This window comes from Halobaculum sp. CBA1158, from assembly GCF_021431925.1.
Taxonomy (GTDB): Archaea; Halobacteriota; Halobacteria; order Halobacteriales; family Haloferacaceae; genus Halobaculum.
Genome location: NZ_CP090374.1, coordinates 17654 through 34475 on the forward strand (window position 1 = coordinate 17654; position 16822 = coordinate 34475).

At 61.2% G+C, this 16822-nt stretch carries 33 protein-coding genes; 16 read left to right on the forward strand and 17 right to left on the reverse strand.

What is annotated here, in order from left to right; all coding sequences use genetic code 11:
- The first annotated feature begins 1 nt into the window (after position 1).
- The 5 genes from Hbl1158_RS16980 to Hbl1158_RS17000 are packed head-to-tail and all read left to right on the forward strand — an operon-like array spanning position 2 to position 3237.
- Positions 2-289, forward strand: a complete 288-nt coding sequence (locus Hbl1158_RS16980) for a hypothetical protein (RefSeq protein WP_234299902.1) — start codon at positions 2-4, stop codon at positions 287-289.
- Positions 286-2205: a hypothetical protein gene (locus tag Hbl1158_RS16985; protein ID WP_234299903.1), complete on the forward strand. Its 1920-nt coding sequence runs from the start codon at positions 286-288 to the stop codon at positions 2203-2205. The genes Hbl1158_RS16980 and Hbl1158_RS16985 overlap by 4 nt, the downstream gene beginning before the upstream one ends.
- Positions 2202-2561 (forward strand): hypothetical protein, encoded by a 360-nt coding sequence (locus Hbl1158_RS16990; RefSeq protein WP_234299904.1) that lies wholly within the window; start codon positions 2202-2204, stop codon positions 2559-2561. The genes Hbl1158_RS16985 and Hbl1158_RS16990 overlap by 4 nt, the downstream gene beginning before the upstream one ends.
- 41 nt (positions 2562-2602) lie before the next feature.
- Complete coding sequence (locus Hbl1158_RS16995) at positions 2603-2890, forward strand: hypothetical protein (RefSeq protein WP_234299905.1); 288 nt, start codon at positions 2603-2605, stop codon at positions 2888-2890.
- Entirely contained in the window at positions 2887-3237 is a 351-nt protein-coding gene (locus Hbl1158_RS17000; protein ID WP_234299906.1) for a hypothetical protein, read from the forward strand. The genes Hbl1158_RS16995 and Hbl1158_RS17000 overlap by 4 nt, the downstream gene beginning before the upstream one ends.
- 173 nt (positions 3238-3410) lie before the next feature.
- On the opposite strand, the gene Hbl1158_RS17005 is transcribed toward Hbl1158_RS17000, so the two are convergent.
- From Hbl1158_RS17005 to Hbl1158_RS17050, 13 genes are all read right to left on the reverse strand, one after another.
- On the reverse strand, positions 3411-3707 hold the full coding sequence (locus Hbl1158_RS17005; RefSeq protein WP_234299907.1) for a hypothetical protein: 297 nt from the start codon (positions 3705-3707) through the stop codon (positions 3411-3413).
- A gap of 105 nt (positions 3708-3812) precedes the next feature.
- Positions 3813-5699 (reverse strand): transposase, encoded by a 1887-nt coding sequence (locus Hbl1158_RS17010; RefSeq protein ID WP_234299908.1) that lies wholly within the window; start codon positions 5697-5699, stop codon positions 3813-3815.
- A gap of 42 nt (positions 5700-5741) precedes the next feature.
- The gene (locus tag Hbl1158_RS17015) at positions 5742-6179 is read right to left on the reverse strand and encodes a hypothetical protein (protein ID WP_234299909.1); all 438 of its coding nucleotides are present in this window, start codon (positions 6177-6179) and stop codon (positions 5742-5744) included.
- Entirely contained in the window at positions 6176-6403 is a 228-nt protein-coding gene (locus tag Hbl1158_RS17020; RefSeq protein ID WP_234299910.1) for a hypothetical protein, read from the reverse strand. Before Hbl1158_RS17020 ends, Hbl1158_RS17015 begins: the two co-directional genes overlap by 4 nt.
- A gap of 222 nt (positions 6404-6625) precedes the next feature.
- Positions 6626-7165: a hypothetical protein gene (locus Hbl1158_RS17025; protein ID WP_234299911.1), complete on the reverse strand. Its 540-nt coding sequence runs from the start codon at positions 7163-7165 to the stop codon at positions 6626-6628.
- A complete protein-coding gene (locus tag Hbl1158_RS17220) occupies positions 7162-7287 on the reverse strand; it encodes a hypothetical protein (protein ID WP_255764276.1) in 126 nt (41 codons plus the stop codon). The genes Hbl1158_RS17025 and Hbl1158_RS17220 overlap by 4 nt, the downstream gene beginning before the upstream one ends.
- Positions 7284-7538 carry a hypothetical protein gene (locus Hbl1158_RS17030; RefSeq protein WP_234299912.1) on the reverse strand — a complete coding sequence of 85 codons (255 nt, stop codon included), beginning with the start codon at positions 7536-7538 and terminating at the stop codon, positions 7284-7286. The genes Hbl1158_RS17220 and Hbl1158_RS17030 overlap by 4 nt, the downstream gene beginning before the upstream one ends.
- A complete protein-coding gene (locus tag Hbl1158_RS17225; protein ID WP_255764277.1) occupies positions 7535-7666 on the reverse strand; it encodes a hypothetical protein in 132 nt (43 codons plus the stop codon). The genes Hbl1158_RS17030 and Hbl1158_RS17225 overlap by 4 nt, the downstream gene beginning before the upstream one ends.
- Positions 7667-7981: 315 nt before the next feature.
- A complete protein-coding gene (locus tag Hbl1158_RS17035) occupies positions 7982-8203 on the reverse strand; it encodes a hypothetical protein (RefSeq protein ID WP_234299913.1) in 222 nt (73 codons plus the stop codon).
- Entirely contained in the window at positions 8200-8442 is a 243-nt protein-coding gene (locus tag Hbl1158_RS17040) for a hypothetical protein (RefSeq protein ID WP_234299914.1), read from the reverse strand. The genes Hbl1158_RS17035 and Hbl1158_RS17040 overlap by 4 nt, the downstream gene beginning before the upstream one ends.
- Positions 8439-8849, reverse strand: coding sequence for a hypothetical protein (locus Hbl1158_RS17045; protein WP_234299915.1), 411 nt, complete (start codon positions 8847-8849; stop codon positions 8439-8441). The genes Hbl1158_RS17040 and Hbl1158_RS17045 overlap by 4 nt, the downstream gene beginning before the upstream one ends.
- Before the next feature lie 456 nt (positions 8850-9305).
- Complete coding sequence (locus Hbl1158_RS17230) at positions 9306-9434, reverse strand: hypothetical protein (protein ID WP_255764278.1); 129 nt, start codon at positions 9432-9434, stop codon at positions 9306-9308.
- A gap of 1 nt (position 9435) precedes the next feature.
- A complete protein-coding gene (locus Hbl1158_RS17050) occupies positions 9436-9831 on the reverse strand; it encodes a hypothetical protein (RefSeq protein WP_234299916.1) in 396 nt (131 codons plus the stop codon).
- Between the two features lie 135 nt (positions 9832-9966).
- Between Hbl1158_RS17050 and Hbl1158_RS17055 the strand changes: the two genes are divergently transcribed.
- Positions 9967-10215 carry a helix-turn-helix domain-containing protein gene (locus Hbl1158_RS17055; RefSeq protein ID WP_234299953.1) on the forward strand — a complete coding sequence of 83 codons (249 nt, stop codon included), beginning with the start codon at positions 9967-9969 and terminating at the stop codon, positions 10213-10215.
- Positions 10216-10484: 269 nt separating this feature from the next.
- Here the strand turns inward: Hbl1158_RS17055 and Hbl1158_RS17060 are convergent, their stop codons facing one another.
- From Hbl1158_RS17060 to Hbl1158_RS17070, 3 genes are all read right to left on the reverse strand, one after another.
- The gene (locus Hbl1158_RS17060) at positions 10485-10910 is read right to left on the reverse strand and encodes a hypothetical protein (protein ID WP_234299917.1); all 426 of its coding nucleotides are present in this window, start codon (positions 10908-10910) and stop codon (positions 10485-10487) included.
- A 52-nt stretch (positions 10911-10962) separates the two neighbouring features.
- Positions 10963-11214 carry a hypothetical protein gene (locus tag Hbl1158_RS17065; RefSeq protein WP_234299918.1) on the reverse strand — a complete coding sequence of 84 codons (252 nt, stop codon included), beginning with the start codon at positions 11212-11214 and terminating at the stop codon, positions 10963-10965.
- Between the two features lie 617 nt (positions 11215-11831).
- Complete coding sequence (locus Hbl1158_RS17070) at positions 11832-12071, reverse strand: hypothetical protein (protein WP_234299919.1); 240 nt, start codon at positions 12069-12071, stop codon at positions 11832-11834.
- Between the two features lie 297 nt (positions 12072-12368).
- On the opposite strand from Hbl1158_RS17070, the gene Hbl1158_RS17075 reads away from it, so the two are divergent.
- The 6 genes from Hbl1158_RS17075 (at position 12369) to Hbl1158_RS17095 (ending at position 14486) form a co-directional block, all read left to right on the forward strand.
- Entirely contained in the window at positions 12369-12617 is a 249-nt protein-coding gene (locus Hbl1158_RS17075) for a hypothetical protein (RefSeq protein WP_234299920.1), read from the forward strand.
- The gene (locus Hbl1158_RS17080; RefSeq protein WP_234299921.1) at positions 12614-12766 is read left to right on the forward strand and encodes a hypothetical protein; all 153 of its coding nucleotides are present in this window, start codon (positions 12614-12616) and stop codon (positions 12764-12766) included. The genes Hbl1158_RS17075 and Hbl1158_RS17080 overlap by 4 nt, the downstream gene beginning before the upstream one ends.
- Positions 12763-13107 (forward strand): hypothetical protein, encoded by a 345-nt coding sequence (locus tag Hbl1158_RS17085; protein ID WP_234299922.1) that lies wholly within the window; start codon positions 12763-12765, stop codon positions 13105-13107. Before Hbl1158_RS17080 ends, Hbl1158_RS17085 begins: the two co-directional genes overlap by 4 nt.
- Before the next feature lie 220 nt (positions 13108-13327).
- Positions 13328-13702, forward strand: coding sequence for a hypothetical protein (locus Hbl1158_RS17090; RefSeq protein ID WP_234299923.1), 375 nt, complete (start codon positions 13328-13330; stop codon positions 13700-13702).
- A complete protein-coding gene (locus Hbl1158_RS17235; protein WP_255764279.1) occupies positions 13702-13824 on the forward strand; it encodes a hypothetical protein in 123 nt (40 codons plus the stop codon). The genes Hbl1158_RS17090 and Hbl1158_RS17235 overlap by 1 nt, the downstream gene beginning before the upstream one ends.
- A complete protein-coding gene (locus tag Hbl1158_RS17095) occupies positions 13821-14486 on the forward strand; it encodes a hypothetical protein (protein ID WP_234299924.1) in 666 nt (221 codons plus the stop codon). The genes Hbl1158_RS17235 and Hbl1158_RS17095 overlap by 4 nt, the downstream gene beginning before the upstream one ends.
- Before the next feature lie 355 nt (positions 14487-14841).
- On the opposite strand, the gene Hbl1158_RS17100 is transcribed toward Hbl1158_RS17095, so the two are convergent.
- On the reverse strand, positions 14842-15333 hold the full coding sequence (locus tag Hbl1158_RS17100; protein ID WP_234299925.1) for a hypothetical protein: 492 nt from the start codon (positions 15331-15333) through the stop codon (positions 14842-14844).
- Positions 15334-15714: 381 nt separating this feature from the next.
- On the opposite strand from Hbl1158_RS17100, the gene Hbl1158_RS17105 reads away from it, so the two are divergent.
- The 4 genes from Hbl1158_RS17105 to Hbl1158_RS17120 all read left to right on the forward strand — a co-directional run bounded on the left by Hbl1158_RS17105 (position 15715) and on the right by Hbl1158_RS17120 (position 16806).
- Positions 15715-16008, forward strand: coding sequence for a hypothetical protein (locus Hbl1158_RS17105; protein ID WP_234299926.1), 294 nt, complete (start codon positions 15715-15717; stop codon positions 16006-16008).
- Positions 16005-16238 carry a hypothetical protein gene (locus Hbl1158_RS17110; protein WP_234299927.1) on the forward strand — a complete coding sequence of 78 codons (234 nt, stop codon included), beginning with the start codon at positions 16005-16007 and terminating at the stop codon, positions 16236-16238. Before Hbl1158_RS17105 ends, Hbl1158_RS17110 begins: the two co-directional genes overlap by 4 nt.
- A gap of 99 nt (positions 16239-16337) precedes the next feature.
- On the forward strand, positions 16338-16532 hold the full coding sequence (locus Hbl1158_RS17115; protein ID WP_234299928.1) for a hypothetical protein: 195 nt from the start codon (positions 16338-16340) through the stop codon (positions 16530-16532).
- Complete coding sequence (locus Hbl1158_RS17120; RefSeq protein WP_234299929.1) at positions 16522-16806, forward strand: hypothetical protein; 285 nt, start codon at positions 16522-16524, stop codon at positions 16804-16806. Before Hbl1158_RS17115 ends, Hbl1158_RS17120 begins: the two co-directional genes overlap by 11 nt.
- Positions 16807-16822: the final 16 nt, after the last annotated feature.

The following is a 16822-nucleotide window of genomic DNA, read 5'->3' on the forward strand; positions in this document are numbered from 1 at the left end:
GATGAGTCGTATCCGGACCTTCGCGGCAATTGGCGTGATCTTGCTCGTCACGCTGTATGCCCAGCAGTTACTCATCGATGTCATCGGGCCGACATCGAACCTCTACCAGATGGTTGAGGGTGTCACGTGGCCAGTCAACGGTGAAGAATGGGCCGCGGAGATGTACGAAGCCATCACGGTATGGTTCATGTGGGTGATTCGCGTCGGCGTCATCGTCATCGGGCTGTACAATGAGTTCGTCCGCCAAAACGTCACCACGCAGCGGGCAGCTGCCGGAGGGCCGCCGTGAAGATAGAGTTCGGACGCCGGACCGTACTGGCTATCGCTGTTGGTGTGGTGCTCTTGTCCGGTGCGTCTGTATTCGCAGCAACAGGCGTCTACACGTCCGGATCCACGTTTCAGACGGATAGCGGTCTGTCGGTGACTCTCGGGAGTCAGACCGACCTGTCCGGTAATCCCTTCGACGACTCACAAACACTCTCGGTTCCAGGCGGAACTGTTGAGCACACCGGATCGACGGACGATACGATCCGAGTCGATAGCTGGGATACTGGATCTGGTGTCGCGCTCTCGAACGTATCGGCCGATTCAACAGTCCAGATAGAGCCGTCAAGTTACGATACCGTCGGCGTCCGCGGCGATGCAGACAGCGTCACGTGGGGGACCATCAACACCGAGACGTCTGGTGAGGATATATCCACAAGTGGCGTCTCCGGAAGTGTCGACGTGACGTTCTACGGGCTCGAGTCAAACGAATTCTACCAGTTCGTGGATGGCTCAGGCGACCCGGTAGACGCCGCTGAATCTGACAACAGCGGCGAAGTCACCCTATCGGTTACTGAGAGCGGATCATACGATCTGCAACTCGTCGACAACGAGCTGCCGGAGATAACGAACACCGAGCCGCAAGGCGACGTTGTCTCTGGGACCGTCACGCTCGCCGCTGACATCGATGATGACCAGCTCCCGGATCGCGACGTGAACCTCACGTGGCGCGTCGATGGGACGGTCGTCCACGAGGAGACTATCAGTTCTGCAGGTCGTTACAACTACACGCTCGCGAGTAGTGAAGTCCCAGAGGCAGGCCAGTATTCGTGGTCGGTTACGGCCGAGGACCCGTTCGAAGCCGAATCGACTGAAGGTGGCTCCTTTGGGATTCCAGGCAACCTCACAGTTCGCAACGTCAGTAACACCTCAGAGTCGGTCGATGAGTTCACCGCAACCATCTACACCGAGTCTGGGTCGATAACGAGATCCACGACCAATGGCTCCGTCTCGTTAAGCGGTGTGCCAGGTGGCGATCCAGTCATCATCGACATCCAGGCCGACGGATACCGCGAGCGCACAACGGTTCTGCCGACAGTCCTGCAACAGCAGACGGCATACGTCTTAGGTGAGAACACGACGGCCGTCGAAACGCGGTTTAGTCTCGAAGACCCCAGCGGTGAGTTCCCACCAGAGACGGAGCTCTACATCGAGCGCGCAGTCGATGTGAACGGTACCGAGCAGTTCCAGGTCGTCGCTGGGGACCGCTTCGGAGTCGAAGGTGTCACCGTGAGACTCGAGGAGGGCCAGCGCTACCGGCTGCGCATCGTCGCGCCCGATGGCGATACAGCGGTGCTCGGGAAGTACGTCGCCGACCTTGCCGACGAGGTGCCGCTCCGGCCCCAGTCGCCCGCAGTCACGATCGGCAGCGGGGAGTCGTTCGCCTACAACGCCTCGGCCAGCGAGGATACGGTGTCGATTGGATACAACGACCCCGCCAACCAAACGGACGTGCTGACGGTCAGCATCGTCAACCGGTTCAACGACTCCGATTACCTGCTGGAACCCGTCACGTACTACGGGACAAACAGCCTCTCGCAGAGCGTTTCGATCAACGAGAGCCTGTCCGATGGCTATCTCGTCGTGTTCGAGGGGCAGCGCAACGGACAGCCGTTCCGCGCGACCGTCGCGTTGGGCCCCGAACAGATTGACTTGGTCCCTGGCGGGCTGGACACCGTCTGGATCCAAATCGTCGGGTCCGGACTTGTCCTCGTGACTGGGGGCTTGTTCAGCCGGCTCAACATCGGTGTCGGCGTCGTCTCGACATCGCTGTTCTCCGGGATCCTCTGGTACATCGGGCTACTGGAGGGCGTCGCAACGAGCGCGACAATCGCCGTCGCGATCCTATTCAGCGTGGTGTACGCCATGGTGAGACAATGAGAATCAGCACACAGCTCGCAGTCTTCTTCATCGCCTTCAACCTGTTTGGAGGCATGATGGTCGGGATGGGCGTTGCCGGAGATCTCGGCCTAAATCTTGAGACTGGGAGCCCCGATGAGATCGAACAGGCTACCGAGAAAGACGATGTCGGGCTCGGAAACTCAGTCGGTGGGACGCTGTTCGGGATGTACAACACGCTGACTGATCAGGTCGGCATCATTGTGAACACGATCGCCCCAGGATTCGCGATGCTCAAGCTGTTCCTTCCCAACGCCATCGTCGACCCATTCGCCGCGCTCGCGGGTGTGTTCGTCATCGTCGACCTGCTAAGCTACGCCCGGGGGACTGACCTATGAGTTGTTCCGGTGCAAGCGGGTACTCCGAGGCGTTGGCCGCGATGCAGCAGGCGCTTGCAGATCAGGCGTTCGTCGATGCGTTCACCTGTCTGTACGCGAATTCGATGGGTGGGCTCATCGTCGTCGGAACGCTGCTTTGGTTCACGATCTCGACGATGAGCTACGCTCGGACAGGCTCGTTCGCCATGCCGGCAGTCTACACGCTGATCCTCGGCGGCGGGGCGCTTAGTCAGGTTGCGACGCCTGTCCTCGGCTTCGCGAGCATCTTACTCCTCGGAGCGTTCGGACTGCTCGCGGTCCTCATCGCTCGGCGTATAGAGACGCCATGAGCCCGACCGTTTGGCTCATGGTGTCGGTTGCTGTTGGATTGGTCGTGGGATACCTACTCCACGAGGTCGCTCACTACGCGCCGCTGAAGGCCGCTGGCTACGATGCTACAGTCTCGTGGTGGCCGCCGCAAGTGGAGTTCGAATCTGAGTTGCCAGCGCCGCCGATTGTCCGCGTAGCTGCCGTTGCACCGGCGGTCGTTGGGGCGACGTTGATCGGCGCGGGGGTCGTGTTCGTGAATCAGCTATCAGTATTCACGTTCGGCTTCCTGGTTGGTGTTTGCATCCGGCTTTGCTGGCTCTCTCAGGTTGACAGAGTAATCGCAGTTCGCGGGATGTTGACTAAATAAGCCCCGCGGAGTAGAGAACCGATCCTAAAAATAACACGAATAACACGAAGAGGAGAGTCACGACATACTTTGGAACCAACCGATCAAGGAAGGCTCCAGTCGTCTGAATGAATCGTTGTAGCATAGCGTTGAAAGGACAGCGCTCTGTAAAATAAATACCGCCGAGGGCTACGTCAGTCCTTAGTGCTCGCGATCTGTTCCACGCCGTCAGCGATTGCGTGCAACGTCGCTGAAATATCGTCGACATCCTCCCGGCACGCCGCCTCCGTCGCAAGTTGATCGCTCAGGCGCATGGTCGCCATCCCGCGGACCATGCTCTGCGGGCTCGTGCCCTCGGGAAACGTCGCCGCCAGGCGCACCAGCCAGGCGGCGTCGATCGTCTGCTCCCAACTGACCGACTGCTCGGGGCGGCCTTCGTCGACGCACCGTTGCGCGTATTCGACCAGCGTCTCGTCGCGTCGTTGCTCCATACCGCGATTACGACCGCGAAACTGATGTATCCTGCTGTAGCCGGCTACAGCATTACCTTCCCGTTTCGGCCTCCTGTAACCCACACAGTCCTCGGTAATTGAGCCTCAATTCTCAAATTCAGGATGACCTTCGAGAAGGAACGGATAGCCGTCGCCGAACACCTCTCGAACGATGTTACTTCGAACTGATAGGTCGCGTACTTCGCCAACGTCGATGTCCTCCATGTCGAGCAGCATGGCGACCATGAACTGATTCGCTGTGAACGGGTATCGGCCCTGGTCGTCCTTCACCGGCCGGTCGTTCTCGACGGCGTACGTCACGTTCGACGCCATCCACATCGCGTTGTAGATGAACGCCATGTTGGCGATGAACTCCCGCTGACTCCGTAGCTCGCTCGCAGACTTCGCCGTGAAGTCGTGCTTCATCAGCCGATACGCCGTCTCTATCGTCCACCGCTGCCGGTACCGCCGCCCAATCTCCAGGCCGCCGAACTCCTCGGGATCGAGATTCGTGTAGTACACCTCCCAATTCCCCTTGTCCTCCGTGCCCGTCTCGGCCCGCTCGATCCGCTTCTTCGACGGCATCGTGATCAGCCACGACTCCGCCTCACTCTCGGGGACTACCTCACCGAGGCGGACATCGTACCCCGCCGCGTTGTAGTCCAAGTCGTAGTGGATGGCGGCCTCCTTCAGGTTGTCAATGATGGCCGGCGGGCGGGCGCGCAGTCGGCTGATGAACTTGAGGTCGTGTTCTTCGAGGCAGTTCTGCATCCCGCGGCCGTAGAACCCGCCGTCCATGCAGACGACGTCCGGTTCGACGTAGTGCTTCGCGTACGTCAGCATCTCGTCTATCTGGTGCTCGATGTTCCCGCGCCGCTGGATGCTCTTCGCGGCCAGCGTGACGGGCATCTCGACGTTGGCGAGGCTGATGCTGGCGATCTGGAACGCGAAGGCGCTCCCGGCCTTCTGGTCCACACCCTCCACGCCGATAGGCTGGTCCTCGTGCGGGATGTCGTCGCGGTCGAGCCGCTTCCCGTCCTCGTCTTTCTCCGTCGAGTGCCGCCCGTACCACATCAGGTTGGTCAGGTCCATAGCGAGGTCGGACCGGTCCGGGAGATAGCCGTACTCGTCGAGAACCATGATGATGCGCTCCAGGGCGGCGAGGTACATCTTCCGCAGTTCGAAGGTGTCGTACTCGCGGAGCTGGTTCCAGAGTGCTTTGAACCCGGGCGCGTCCCGGTAGTAGAAGTACGGCAGGAACCGCAGCGAGGCCTCGGCATCGTTCGGGTGAATGTTGCATAGTCCGGCGATTTCCATCAGCTTGAACAACTGCCATTTCGGGTACGTGACCCTGGACTCGTCGCGGTCCAACTGGATGAATTGGTACGCGAGCTTCCGCATTTCCCGGGAAATGAGCACCAGTTCGGGTTCCCCGCGCCCGTCCGCGGTCGCGGCGGGGAGCGTCACGATCTCGTCGTTGTCCTCCAGCTGCTCCACGATCTCTCGGAGGCGGTGGCTGACGTCCGGGCCGATCTGCGCCTCCACCTCTTCGCTGATCCGCTCGATGGTGTTCTCGGTGACGACGTCATTTAGACCGAGACGCTCGGCAGCGCCGTCTTTGAGTTCGTCCTCGATGGCGTAGTCTTTCGAGGAACTGAGCGACCGGTACAGGAACAGGCGAGCGGCGTCCTCTTCGTCGAGCTTGTACCAGTTCTTCTCCAGGCTCCAGAAGGGGACGTTTCCGGTGTAGAGGTCGAGTTTCCCGACGGCTTCCTCCGGCGAGAGGCCTTGATCGAGGTAGCGGAGGAGTTGCGTCTCCAGGTCGAGATTGCCTTCTATCTGCGTGATGAGCGACGGACCGGAACTGGATTCGGAGATGTCGAAGTCGTCGATAGAAGGCTCGTCAAGGTCGCTGTCGGAGTCCTCGGAGTCTTCGGGTGGCTCCAGAAAGCGGTCAGGCGTTCGTCCATCGATGTCCGGTTCCCGCGACACGTTTCCCGGACAATACAGCAGTTCGGTACTTAAAACGAACCGTCAGTACACCGAATTCCGGGCCCATGCCGGGTACTCCGTGTAGACCGCGTCGAGTAGGTCCGTCAGGTCCTCGGTCGGGTACTCGTCGAACACGTCCCGAGCAGCTGCGCGGAGATCGTCGTGTTCGGCGTGCCCGAAGACGTCGTCGATGGCCGGACCGGCGCTGTAGTGGTATCGGATCCGGCCGTCGTCGTCCTTGATCTCCTCCTCGGTGACGTACTGGTTCTCGATGCAGTAGTCTACGACCGGGTAGAGGCCCTTGGCGAACGGGCCGTAGTCGCCCGCCTCGAAGACAAACCAGTTCTCTCCGACCTCCTGCTGGAACGCAAACATCAGCTTCTGGATGTACGTTCGCCCCTCCAGCTCGTGCGGGGCTTCATCGAAAAGGATGCACAGCGCCATCTCCTGGACGTGGCGCGGTGCTGGTTGCGGCTTCATATCCCCACGACCTCGTCGAGTACGATCTCTTCTGAGACGAAGCCACCGGTGACGTTCGGGCGGTCTTTCCCGATGGTCAGGACGCCCTCAACGTTGCACTGGCGGCATTGGTATCGAACCATCCGTTGCCAAGCCCGGTCCGGGTTTTCTGCGTCCCACGTTGATTTAGGTGCCATCGAACCGCCGCAGTGAGTGCATCGTCGGTCGGGTTCATCTTCCTTCATCGAGGTGTTACCCCCACGGATCCGGGCCGTAGCTACAGCCCCGGATCGGCTCCCAATCGCTCCAGTCCGTGTCCATCGCCTCTTTCAGCGGCATCGCGTCGTAACTGATCGGAAGCATCAGTCGGCAGTTCTCACAGACGACGCCGAGTACGGCTCGTTCGTAGCCGATTTGCGTAGTCGTCGAGTCGCATCGAGGACAGTCACCGCCGTCTTCTCCGGGACTCATATTCCGAGCCACTCCTTGCACTGCTGGATGTAGTTACGGTTGTTTTCCCGGTACTCCAGCGCCCTCTGGCAGATGTTCGGCCACTCTTCACGAGGTACCGACGGCTCACCGAGATACGGAACGCGGTCCTCGTCGATCACATCGGGTGGCATCCGCGCGACCGAGTAGATCGAGCAAAACTCTTCGCTGGTCTTGGCGACGTCCTCGCCGTTCTCATGGCGAACGCGGATGGCGACGTGGCCGAGTTCGTGCCAGAGCGTGACGTTCGTCGTGTGCTCCTCGGGCGGCAGGCAGATGAGCCGGTTGTAACCGAACGCTTGCGCCTGTGCGTCCGCGTTCTCGTAGAGAACACCGACGTTGATGGTCTCGTGAGCCAGCGCCGGGAAGTCTTTCAGTGCGATGGGGAGTCGCTTCTTGATGCTCTCCAGTACGTCCTCGTCGGCCTGACCGCCGAAGTGTTCGAGGACACGCCAAGCGGCGAGACCGCGAACCTCTCGACCGTCGCGTTCGTAGTTGATTGAAACACGCTGGCTCATGCTGCCTCCTCCGTCGGATCCCACCCGACGTTGTACCGCTCGCAGTCGGGGTTCGTGCAGGTCACTCGATCCATCCCGTCGAGCGGGTAGACGTCGGAGCCGCAGTTTGGACAGCCGTTCATAGCTCTTCGAGCCTCCACCGAAGCTGGATGCACAAGGCGGCGAGATCGTCCAATTCGGCTGCGATTCGTGCAGCGTCACCGTCCTCGTGCTCTGCCTCCAGGTACGCCTGTGCGAGTTCTCCCTGTTCTTCCTGCATTGCCAGAAGGAGCGTGTCGATCTCTTGGAGACCCCACTCTTCGACGTTCTCTTCGGCCCTCTCTCGCCAGTACGCCAGTTCCATCTTTGCCGAGGTCTGGTTTACGTCAGTCACGCCGACCCCTCCATCAGCGTGTACTGCTCGTGCTGGCCGGGCTCGATGTCGTCCTCATCAAGAATCTGGAGACAACCACGGCAGTACGTTCCGATGATCTCCTCCTCGTCTTCATCGGGGATAGTCAACGTCTGCCCCTCCGCTCGCTGGTGGCCGCACCCATCGCACCGAGTGGCGTTGTCGGGGTGTGGGTCCGAGTACGGGTAGATGTCCGCGCAGTATGGACACCCACCGTCAAGGGTTGGCTCGTCCTGCGGCATCCCGCAGTGGTGGCATCGGGATTGTTCAGTCGCGGTCGCATCACCCCGTCGCACCCCGGACACCGGAGCACGTCACCAGTCTTGTAGAGTGAGTCCCCGGCCCACGTCGATCCGCAGTGCTGGCACATGACGGGGTTCTCGTCGCCGTGTGCCCACTTCCGTGGTTGATTGAATTCAGAAATCTCAGGTTCGGGCAAGGGTCGGCACCTCCTTCACATCGCTAATCTCTTGACGGGTGAGCTTGCCGAACATCGGTTTGTCGTACCAGTTCTGCACCAGACCGACAGCGACCACGTCACCGTTGTGACAGTCGTCGCAGATCGGTCTGTGCTTCTCGTCTACGTAGACGAGCCGGACACTGCCGAACGGTTCGCCACACCCCTCACACTGAAGTAACTCGCTCATGCGTGGAATGTTACCTCAACGCCGTTGTATTCGAGCACGCGGTCGCCGCACTCCGGGCACTCGGTCGGGATGTGGTCCGCGAATTGAATTCGGTCGTAGCCATCTACTTTGACGTCCGACGGGTCGATCTCGACGCTGGTCAGCCACCCGTCGCAGAGGTCGGGCTCGTACTCGTGAATCATGCAGCGGATAGCGAGGTTGTTCTTCCGCAGCTCGTCGGGGACGCGGTCGAAGCTCATGCCTCAACCTCCACGCCGTCGTAGAACTCTTCGAATCCATCGGGGAGGGTCTCACGAGCCCACTTGAAGGCATCCTCGTGATTCATCCACTCCGGGAGTTCGGCGAGTGCCTCGCGTTTGTAGCAGACGCCAATTACTTCCCTTCCGTCTTCGGTCTTGACGATGACGCGCGGCATCCACGTCTTCGGCTTCTTGCCGGCAATTACCGTTCGCTCGCCGTCTTCGTCCTCCCAAGCGGAGTTCCCTCCTTGACACCGCATCAACGATACGTATTTTACAGTCGTCATGTTCTCACGGCGTAGGTCGCCACCCGAGTGGGCCAATCGAGATTTGAACTCGATTCGTGGCTTCTCTTCACCGCGGGGCAGTCCCTTTACCTCGCGGATGCACCGGTCCGGGTGCCGCACAGCGGCGCTCCCGGGCGGCGTGCCGGGGCGTCCCCCGGTTACGGGACATCCCGCGACTCGGTTCATTCCACCACGCACGTCCATGTGGCCCAAGTGCCCGCCCGGGGAGTCGAACCCCGACGCACGCGACCGTCTCCCCATCGCCCCGTTCCGGTGTGCCGTGGTAGGCGTGAGGGGCTGCGCCGGTTGCTGCGTGAGCAGCGGCCCGTCACGGGCCATCGCCGACGGTGTCGGGTACGCTTGGTCGCGCTCCACCGCGGTGCGGGCTCGCAGGAGATAAGCGGCCAGAGCCCCGAGCGTGCTTGTAGAGCGCGGGTAAATGGTTAGTGGATCCAGGGTCAGCGCCGCGGCTTCTTCTCTCGCTCGCGGGCTGCCTGAACGCGCTCGACTCGGGTGCATCTGATCGCTCACCTCCAAGGCCCCGGCGCGGAGTCGAACCGCGCTGCTCCAACGGGGCTACGCCGCCTCAATCGTCTTCAGTACGTCCACGATGGCCCCGCACTCGGGGCACACCGGGTAGTGGTCGTCGCGCTGGCAGTCGTCACCAGCCCACTCGCAGCGAGTGCAGCGGAAGTCAGGCGTCATTTCAGGCCCTCTCCACATCTTCGCTGGAGACGGCGACCATTCCGGGGTCGGCGAAGAACGCCGCCTTGGCGATGCTGATGTTGTCGAGCGTGTCCGCGTCGGTCACGATGCTGTCGCCTTCGCAGGTCATGACGACTACACCGCTGCGGTGCATCCAGATCGAGACGCCGACTCCCGCGTGGTTCCAGTGCTTGGAATGCAGGTCACCGGGTGCGCTGAGAATCGAGTCGTCTTCCTCGATAGCCGCCCGAACTCCCTTCTTCAGTTCAATTAGTTGGCGGGCCGTCAGGGCGTCCTCGGGCGCGTCGCCGGGGTGGACCCAATTGAGGAGTTCCGCCTTCTTCTGGCTGGTCTCGTCTTCTTCCTCGGTCGGTCGCTGAGCCACTTCTGCGCTCATATCAACCCATTCAATCCCGATGTACTTAGTAGTTGTGCATACTGCACAAGTAGTATGGATGGGCAGACCCCAAAGGCAAAGTGCGTAGGACTGGTTACTTTGCACATGGCCCGCGCACAGCCAATGCACACACCGATGGATGAGGACGATCTCCGCCCCGCAGATGAGGCTATCCTCGACGTTCTACAGCAGGGGCGCGCGACCAAGGGCATGCTCGTAGACGAGTCCGGCTACTCACGGAACACGATCTACAACCGACTGGAGGTTCTGGAGGCCGCGGGCCACGTCCGCGTCGTTCACGAATCGACCCGCCTCTTCGAGCTGGTCAGCGACCCGCGCGACGGTAGTCAGAAATCAGATACATCGGCCGAAAACGGCGACTGAATTACTCGGGGACAACGTACGAAATGAAGGACCAACTCACGAATCTGAATTTGAGAATTTACGACCAATTACCGAGGACTGCACACGAAAATATATAATACCAATCTGGGAATATGTTGGCGGAATCGAGTTTCACTTTCACCGCGCGCGGCTCGGCTTAAAGGCGGAGTGGACTCGATCCAAACGAGGTGACAACAATGGATGCGCGTGGGACCGAGAACTGCGGTCGTGGTGGTGTTACAGGCGCGAGCGAACGCTTAGCAACTCAGTCAAGAGTATTGCGACCAAGTGTACTGCAACTCAATCTGGTCCTCGAACACAACTCGATCATCTGCGTTGATACCGACGATAGTCAGGCGCGGTTGGTCCGCATCATCCGGACTCGCGACAACCCCGATGTCGCGAATATCGCTCTCTTCCCACGAAAAAGACGCCAGATCATCGCCCGGTTCAACATTCAAAAAGGCGATGACTCGACCATCGTTCTTCAGACCAATACGCGAAATATCGGTTCCATCACCGATTGTTTGTGTGAACCAAAGCGTAATACGAAGGGTTCCGTGAATGTGGGCTCGGCTTGTCCGTTGCCACTCAGCTTCGGCGCTGTCGAGTGCATCCGAGGCGTCCAAGACAGTCTTGGCCGTGGCATCGATTCGCGGTCCAAAGTAGTAGCGGTAGAGCGCCGTCAGTCCCATTTGAGCAATGGCCGTAGGCAGTTACCAAAAAACTCCGGACGCCAAATGAGAATCAGACGCGCGCGACGGCGATCGTCGCCGTGCCGCCCTGTTGGCTGCTGTCGGAGAGGGCAGCGTCGCGCCGCGCGAGCACGTCGAGCACGGACGGCAGGACGACCGTGTCGTCGATCGCGATCTCGATCGTCAGCGACGCGCGCAGGCCGGCGTCCGGCTCGACGAGATCAGTATCGAGCACGCTGGGGAGTGACTCCAGCTGGCGCGCGGTCGGGATCGCCTCGGGGCGGCAGGTCTGATGTAGGCTCATGCGACAGCCTCGTGAGCGGCGTCGCAGTCGTCGCACAGCCCGACGGGGCCGTTGGAGGTCGTGGCGATCGGATCGCCACAGCACGGGCACGTGAGCCGCCTCATTGGCTCGCGTACGGTGCCGCCTCGGCGATGCGCTTTCGGCGGCGTGCTCGGCGGTCGCCGGCGTCCGCGAGCGGTTCGTCGTCGGTACGCTTATCGGTCGTGTCGCCCTCAGTAACAGGCGACGGGCTTTCGGTCGACATAGCTGGAACCGAGCCCACCCGTCGCCCGCCTGCTGTAACAGGCGGGCAGTTTCACCGTGAAACTGCTATAGAGCGACGGGTGAACTCAATAACTTCTAACGTACGAACCACCATAAAACCTTTCCAACGTCGGAGAAACATCCGAGTGTATGAGCACTCGACGGGGGCCGAAAATGAGTGATCCGAGCCACGATCAAGTCTTACAGTTCGTTCGTCAGCAGGATTGTCCGTTTGTGACGACTCGCGAGGTTGCGGAGCGATTCGATACAGTCACACGCCGGACGATCAACAAGCGCCTAAACGACCTTCATGACGACTCGGACCTGCAAAAGCGAGAAATCGGCGCGCGGTCTGTCGTTTGGTACCTGCCCAGTCAGTCAGAGCCAGACAACACCGCTTTGCCCTCGTCGGAAAGCCAGTAGACCTTCGTGGTCCCCACGAGCTTGACATTCAGCAGACCGTCGTCGACAAGCTGATTCATGCGATTTCTCGTCTGTTTGTAGCCAACATCCATATCCGGCTCAATGTCTCGCGCTGTCGCGAATGGCTCCGGGCGCAGGCGGATATACCGGAGGATGTCAACATCGTCATCTGAGACTTCTGGCCCGGGCACTATTACCTCACATTCGGTTGTATCTATCGTATATATTCAAAGGCAATATTTCCGGCGTCGGTGTTGTTCTGGCGTTGGAATTAATAGGGAGTAGTGTTACGCTACGGGCATGCGACGCTACGAGGCGGATTCGGTTGTCGTGAAAACGACGCCGAACGGGTTCACGCCCCGTCCGACGCCATCGGGTATCGCACAACCCGTATGCACGAGTTAGACCCGAACCCCCGTAAATCCGGGGGTACGACAACGGTTGGAGGCGCATCGGATAAGAGTAGCCACATCCTACGCGTCGGCCGCGTGACGCAGGAGGCCCACGCCGCCGTCTGTCGGAGTTACGAGGGCGAGGCCGCCCGCGCTCGCGAGCGCATCGAGATCGCGCTGGAGACGTGGAACCGCGACGACGCCGTCCGCGAGCAGCTCGTCGCCGCGCGCCAGCACTACCTCGTCGGCGAGGTGTGTCGCCAGCATCTCCGCGAGGCCGCGCAGTTGCTCGTCGCCGAGGGCGATCCCGAGGCCGACTTCAAGCGCGGGGGTGCGTTCGCGTGACCGATCCCGCGCAGAATTACCTCCGGAAAGCGCGTCGCGCGGCCGAGCGCGACGACCGGATGCAGGTCGCCTGGCACCTCACGCAAGCCCAAAAGCACGGCGCGGACGACGACGCCGTCGACGCGATCAAAGCCGAGGTGACCGCATGAGTCGCTCGCACCAATCGCGATTCGGCTCCGACGGCGCGCTCCAGCGCGAGGAGAAGTACCCGAATATTGACGGTGCCGAGTCGTTGCAGCGGCCGCCGACCGACGCCGAAGTTCGGTGGGGAATCACCGGTCCGGAACTCGAGCGCCGTGTCCAGGCCGATGCCGAACCGACTTCGAGAATCGAGCGTCGGTGTTCGGAATGCGGGAAACAGGTGACAGAAACGCCCGCTGGCGTTGAGGTCGGGCACGCGAAAGAGCGTGACGACGGCCGGCGTTGTCCAGCTCGTGATGGCTTAGTTCAGATCGAAACGTTAGACGACTTCGTGGAGGTCGAGCAATGAGACTGGATCCATCACGTTCGCGGGGCTTTATGTCCCCGTGCACTCTGGTGGGGAGTAAGACACACCCGACGCTGACGGACGTGAGAAAGTGGCCCCAGCAAACTGAGGGAGCCAACCTGAACACCTGTCTCCTCTCGCTGGTGCCTCTTAGTCGTACCGGGAGCGGAGCGTGTGTCGCCAACCAGCCATGTCAGCACACACCACACACAGAGGTGGCAGGATGAGTGCGCAGACAGCACCCGGCGAGGCCGACACCGACTCGGAGACTTACCGGATTTACGACCACCGGACCGACCCGTTCGTCGGCGACACAGTCGTTCTCTCGACGGCCGACGATCGCATCGGCGGCACCGTCGAGCGCGCGGTCGTGCACGCTGAGGACGACGCGCCGCTCGTCGAGATCGCGCGTCCGGACGGCGAGACCGCAAGGGTCCCCTGGGACATCGTCGAGACGGTCAACAGTCGCGTGTCGGTCGCGACGTACGGCTGTCCTGCCTGCGGCGCGATCAGCGAGGACTGCTACCGCTGCTCTCAGTGCGGCCGTGATCTCGCCGGCGAGCAGGCGACGGTCGGTCGGCACGGAGGTGAGATGTGATGGCCGCGAGTGACGAGCCCGTCGAGCCGTTGGTGCAAGCGCTCAACCGCAAGGTCAACCACCAAGCCGATCGTATCGACGACCTCGAGGAGCGCCTGGCGGCGCTGGAGGAGGGCGAATGAGCGTGGAATCGATCACCGAATCCGACGCTGACGCCGAGCCGACGAAAGGCGAGATGCTCGAGACGATGCGCGGGATGCAAGCGCGCATTGAGCAACTTGAGGACGAGAAGGACGAGCTTCAACAGCAAGTTGACGATCTCGAGCACAACCAGAAGAACACGAAAGTCAGCAAAGACGAGATCAACCTGATTCTCGGCTCCCTCGTTGGGATGGACCACATCGACATGACCGCCGACGTGGTCGAGAATCGCGATGTGGTCGCTGACATCCGCGAGCGTATCGAGTCGCTGGAGTCGCAAACTGCGCAGTTTGAGGAGCTGGAAGAACGGCTAAGCGATGGCGGCACCGAAGGCGTCTCCGAGGCCTGGGAGGCGATCGTCGACCAAGCGATGAACAAACGTAACAGCAGCACGCACGCGCTCCCGAACAACCGTGTGAAGCTACACCGCGGCGACATCGTCGGTGCGACCGGCAAGAGCGAGGATATGTGCGGAACGTATATCGAGTGGTTCGCCGCCGATCCTGACAGCGAGGACGACGACAAGGGTAAGTACAAGAAACGGGGGACGGAGTACCGGCCGTACAAGCCGCCGTCGGACGGCGTCGCCCAGCGCCGGAAGTCGATCGTTATCGATCTCGACGTGTGGGGTGAGGACGCATGAGCCGTTCCGGGTCGAACGTTCTTCCCACCCGGTCGGTTCCTGAGGGGTGGGTCGAACGTTCTTCCCACCCGATTGGTGGAATGGGGGGTCGAACATGACCCCGAGACGCGGCGGGAAGCCGCCTCCGACACGCTCCACGTCTCACTTACGTTACGACGTGTCGCGTAACTTACTCGCTTTCGCGGTTCGTTAGAGCGTGGTGCGGTAGTTGCTGCGGTGTTGCTGCGGTGGTGGTAGGGGTGGGTGGGGACCGAGAATCGGGTGGGAAGAACGTTCGACCCGATTTCCGTTCGACCCGGTCTCTCCGGGACGTTCTGCCGAGCCGCTGACACACCGTGAGAAATAGTCCGCGCGTCTACCGCGGCGACCAGTACACCGCCGTCTGATTCCTGTTCACGCCATCCGATGCGTCGACGGCGGCGTTCACCGCCTTACGCCATGACTCACCGCCGACGCCGACGCCTAGCTCGTCGGCGCTGTCTTTGATCTCGGCGGACGTGTACCGTGCGCCGCGTCGGATCCGCGTGAGCAAGAGCGCGCACGCCTGCACGCGGTCGTCGGTCTTGCTGATGTCCTCCCACTCGACACGCTCGACCAACTCGACGAGATCGGCGTCGGCCTCGCGTACCTCATGCGGGGCGACAGCCTCGCCGGTCTCGTGGGTCAGCTCGTACAGACCCTTGTGGACGCGTTCAACGTCGCCCGTCAGCCGCAGGTCCCGCAGCTTGTTATTGATAAGTTGGCCGCTCTCGCCGGTACGTGACGCCAGATACCCGGGCGTTGCGCGACCGTCCTCGAGTAACTCGAGTATCTCGTGGTGCAGGTCGTCGAGTTCATCGCTACTCATGTGGGGTACGAGTTGTGTGCTCACGTGGATCGTATATTGGTTGGCATTTTGTAAGTGATTTTCGGCGGTCTAATGGCTGTGTGTTGGTACTACAAACGGTGTGTGGTGTGCAAATTGCGACGCAAACACTAAGTGGTAACGGACTAATATGTATGTAGACACCATGCGACGCACGCGTCGGAACAGTCCATCGGCCAAGCGCGCAGTCGCCTCTGAGTGCCACTCATTCGCTGTCAGCATGGGCGCGTCGCCTGGTGTCGTCTCTCTCCCGGGCGTTCGTTGGACGGACGTTCGGCCTGGGAGAGGCAGCGCCCCTACTGGTGCTCGCCGGTTCGATCCCGGCTGGGGGCATACCCGGCACGCGCCGGGGGAGAGACCACAATGAGCAACGAGACAACGGCGGACGATGGATCCGCGTCGAATCTTCGGCACCACGCGATCTGTCCGGACTGTGTGTCGGTAAGCTCCAAAGACCACGAGCCAGACGCGCAGGCAGTCGTCCGCGACCACAACGAGGCCCGCCACGACGGCGACGATGTCGCCAGGGTCGTGGGACCGCACCCCGAAGACCTTAACGAGTTCCACGAGCAGATCAAGGAAGAGTTCGACTGGGAAACGGTCGACGAAGTAACCCGACTCATCGTCAACGCCGACCCGTGGGGTGTTCTCTCGTGAGCGACCAACAGGGGCAGGGGATTCAGCGCCCCGCCGTCTGTGTCGACACTCTTGACTACGACGGCCAGGAGACGCACCAGGACAGCATCGAGGGCGAGGTGACGCGCGACTACTACGACTGTCCCAACTGCGGGCACCCGATCTCGACGTGGATGGACTGCCCGGAGTGCCTGTGGTACGACGAGGACGTGTGGTCGCGGACGCTCTCGGACGGGGGTGTTGGCGCGTGACGCTCGCAGCGTGCACCGGCTGCGGTCAGGCCCAGCTGCCCTCGGGATGCGAACGGCAACAGTGCCCGGACTGCGACGGGTGGGAATGGAGGGCCGCCAATGTCGCGTGACGAAGATGAGCTGGTAGTTCAGCACGTTCGCGATCGGATCGAGGAGATCGAGGACGATCCGCGGATGGACTACGACGACGCGAACGTCCGAATCAACGCACCTCTCGCGCTTCACCAGTGCGAGCAAAAGGGGCGTCTTGCGGAACTTCGCGGGGTTCTGGAGGTGCTCGAAGATGGCGCGTGAGGATCCGTACAGCACGCCCTTCAGGTACGAGACTGGCGACAGGTTCCGCACCAGCTTGGAAACGTGGAAGTGGGAGGTTTGCAAGCGCCTCACGGCTGAGGATGGCGAGCCGTACTACTACCTCGACGGTGTCGGCGACGACAACCTCGGGAAGTCGAAGCTCATCGCCGAGGAGAGTCTGAATGCTCACTTCGAGCATATGGCAGTAGTCACCGACGGCGGTGTCGATAGATCCGAGAGCGAGATCCAACGGAGGAAAGACCATGTCAACTGATACGCAACAGACGACC

Coding starts and splice junctions, on each gene's coding strand:
- Hbl1158_RS17000 (WP_234299906.1), top strand. CDS start 2,887: ATGAGCCCGACCGTTTGGCTCATGGTGTCGGTTGCTGTTGGATTGGTC.
- Hbl1158_RS17090 (WP_234299923.1), top strand. CDS start 13,328: ATGAGTGCGCAGACAGCACCCGGCGAGGCCGACACCGACTCGGAGACT.
- Hbl1158_RS17065 (WP_234299918.1), bottom strand. CDS start 11,214: ATGAGCCTACATCAGACCTGCCGCCCCGAGGCGATCCCGACCGCGCGC.
- Hbl1158_RS17025 (WP_234299911.1), bottom strand. CDS start 7,165: ATGAGCCAGCGTGTTTCAATCAACTACGAACGCGACGGTCGAGAGGTT.
- Hbl1158_RS17220 (WP_255764276.1), bottom strand. CDS start 7,287: ATGAACGGCTGTCCAAACTGCGGCTCCGACGTCTACCCGCTCGACGGG.
- Hbl1158_RS16990 (WP_234299904.1), top strand. CDS start 2,202: ATGAGAATCAGCACACAGCTCGCAGTCTTCTTCATCGCCTTCAACCTG.
- Hbl1158_RS17120 (WP_234299929.1), top strand. CDS start 16,522: ATGGCGCGTGAGGATCCGTACAGCACGCCCTTCAGGTACGAGACTGGC.
- Hbl1158_RS17085 (WP_234299922.1), top strand. CDS start 12,763: ATGAGTCGCTCGCACCAATCGCGATTCGGCTCCGACGGCGCGCTCCAG.
- Hbl1158_RS17100 (WP_234299925.1), bottom strand. CDS start 15,333: ATGAGTAGCGATGAACTCGACGACCTGCACCACGAGATACTCGAGTTA.
- Hbl1158_RS16980 (WP_234299902.1), top strand. CDS start 2: ATGAGTCGTATCCGGACCTTCGCGGCAATTGGCGTGATCTTGCTCGTC.
- Hbl1158_RS17235 (WP_255764279.1), top strand. CDS start 13,702: ATGGCCGCGAGTGACGAGCCCGTCGAGCCGTTGGTGCAAGCGCTCAAC.
- Hbl1158_RS17055 (WP_234299953.1), top strand. CDS start 9,967: ATGGATGAGGACGATCTCCGCCCCGCAGATGAGGCTATCCTCGACGTT.
- Hbl1158_RS17020 (WP_234299910.1), bottom strand. CDS start 6,403: ATGAAGGAAGATGAACCCGACCGACGATGCACTCACTGCGGCGGTTCG.
- Hbl1158_RS17050 (WP_234299916.1), bottom strand. CDS start 9,831: ATGAGCGCAGAAGTGGCTCAGCGACCGACCGAGGAAGAAGACGAGACC.
- Hbl1158_RS17095 (WP_234299924.1), top strand. CDS start 13,821: ATGAGCGTGGAATCGATCACCGAATCCGACGCTGACGCCGAGCCGACG.
- Hbl1158_RS16995 (WP_234299905.1), top strand. CDS start 2,603: ATGCAGCAGGCGCTTGCAGATCAGGCGTTCGTCGATGCGTTCACCTGT.
- Hbl1158_RS17060 (WP_234299917.1), bottom strand. CDS start 10,910: ATGGGACTGACGGCGCTCTACCGCTACTACTTTGGACCGCGAATCGAT.
- Hbl1158_RS17005 (WP_234299907.1), bottom strand. CDS start 3,707: ATGGAGCAACGACGCGACGAGACGCTGGTCGAATACGCGCAACGGTGC.
- Hbl1158_RS17105 (WP_234299926.1), top strand. CDS start 15,715: ATGAGCAACGAGACAACGGCGGACGATGGATCCGCGTCGAATCTTCGG.
- Hbl1158_RS17015 (WP_234299909.1), bottom strand. CDS start 6,179: ATGAAGCCGCAACCAGCACCGCGCCACGTCCAGGAGATGGCGCTGTGC.
- Hbl1158_RS17115 (WP_234299928.1), top strand. CDS start 16,338: ATGTCGCGTGACGAAGATGAGCTGGTAGTTCAGCACGTTCGCGATCGG.
- Hbl1158_RS17035 (WP_234299913.1), bottom strand. CDS start 8,203: ATGAGCGAGTTACTTCAGTGTGAGGGGTGTGGCGAACCGTTCGGCAGT.
- Hbl1158_RS17040 (WP_234299914.1), bottom strand. CDS start 8,442: ATGAGCTTCGACCGCGTCCCCGACGAGCTGCGGAAGAACAACCTCGCT.
- Hbl1158_RS17230 (WP_255764278.1), bottom strand. CDS start 9,434: ATGACGCCTGACTTCCGCTGCACTCGCTGCGAGTGGGCTGGTGACGAC.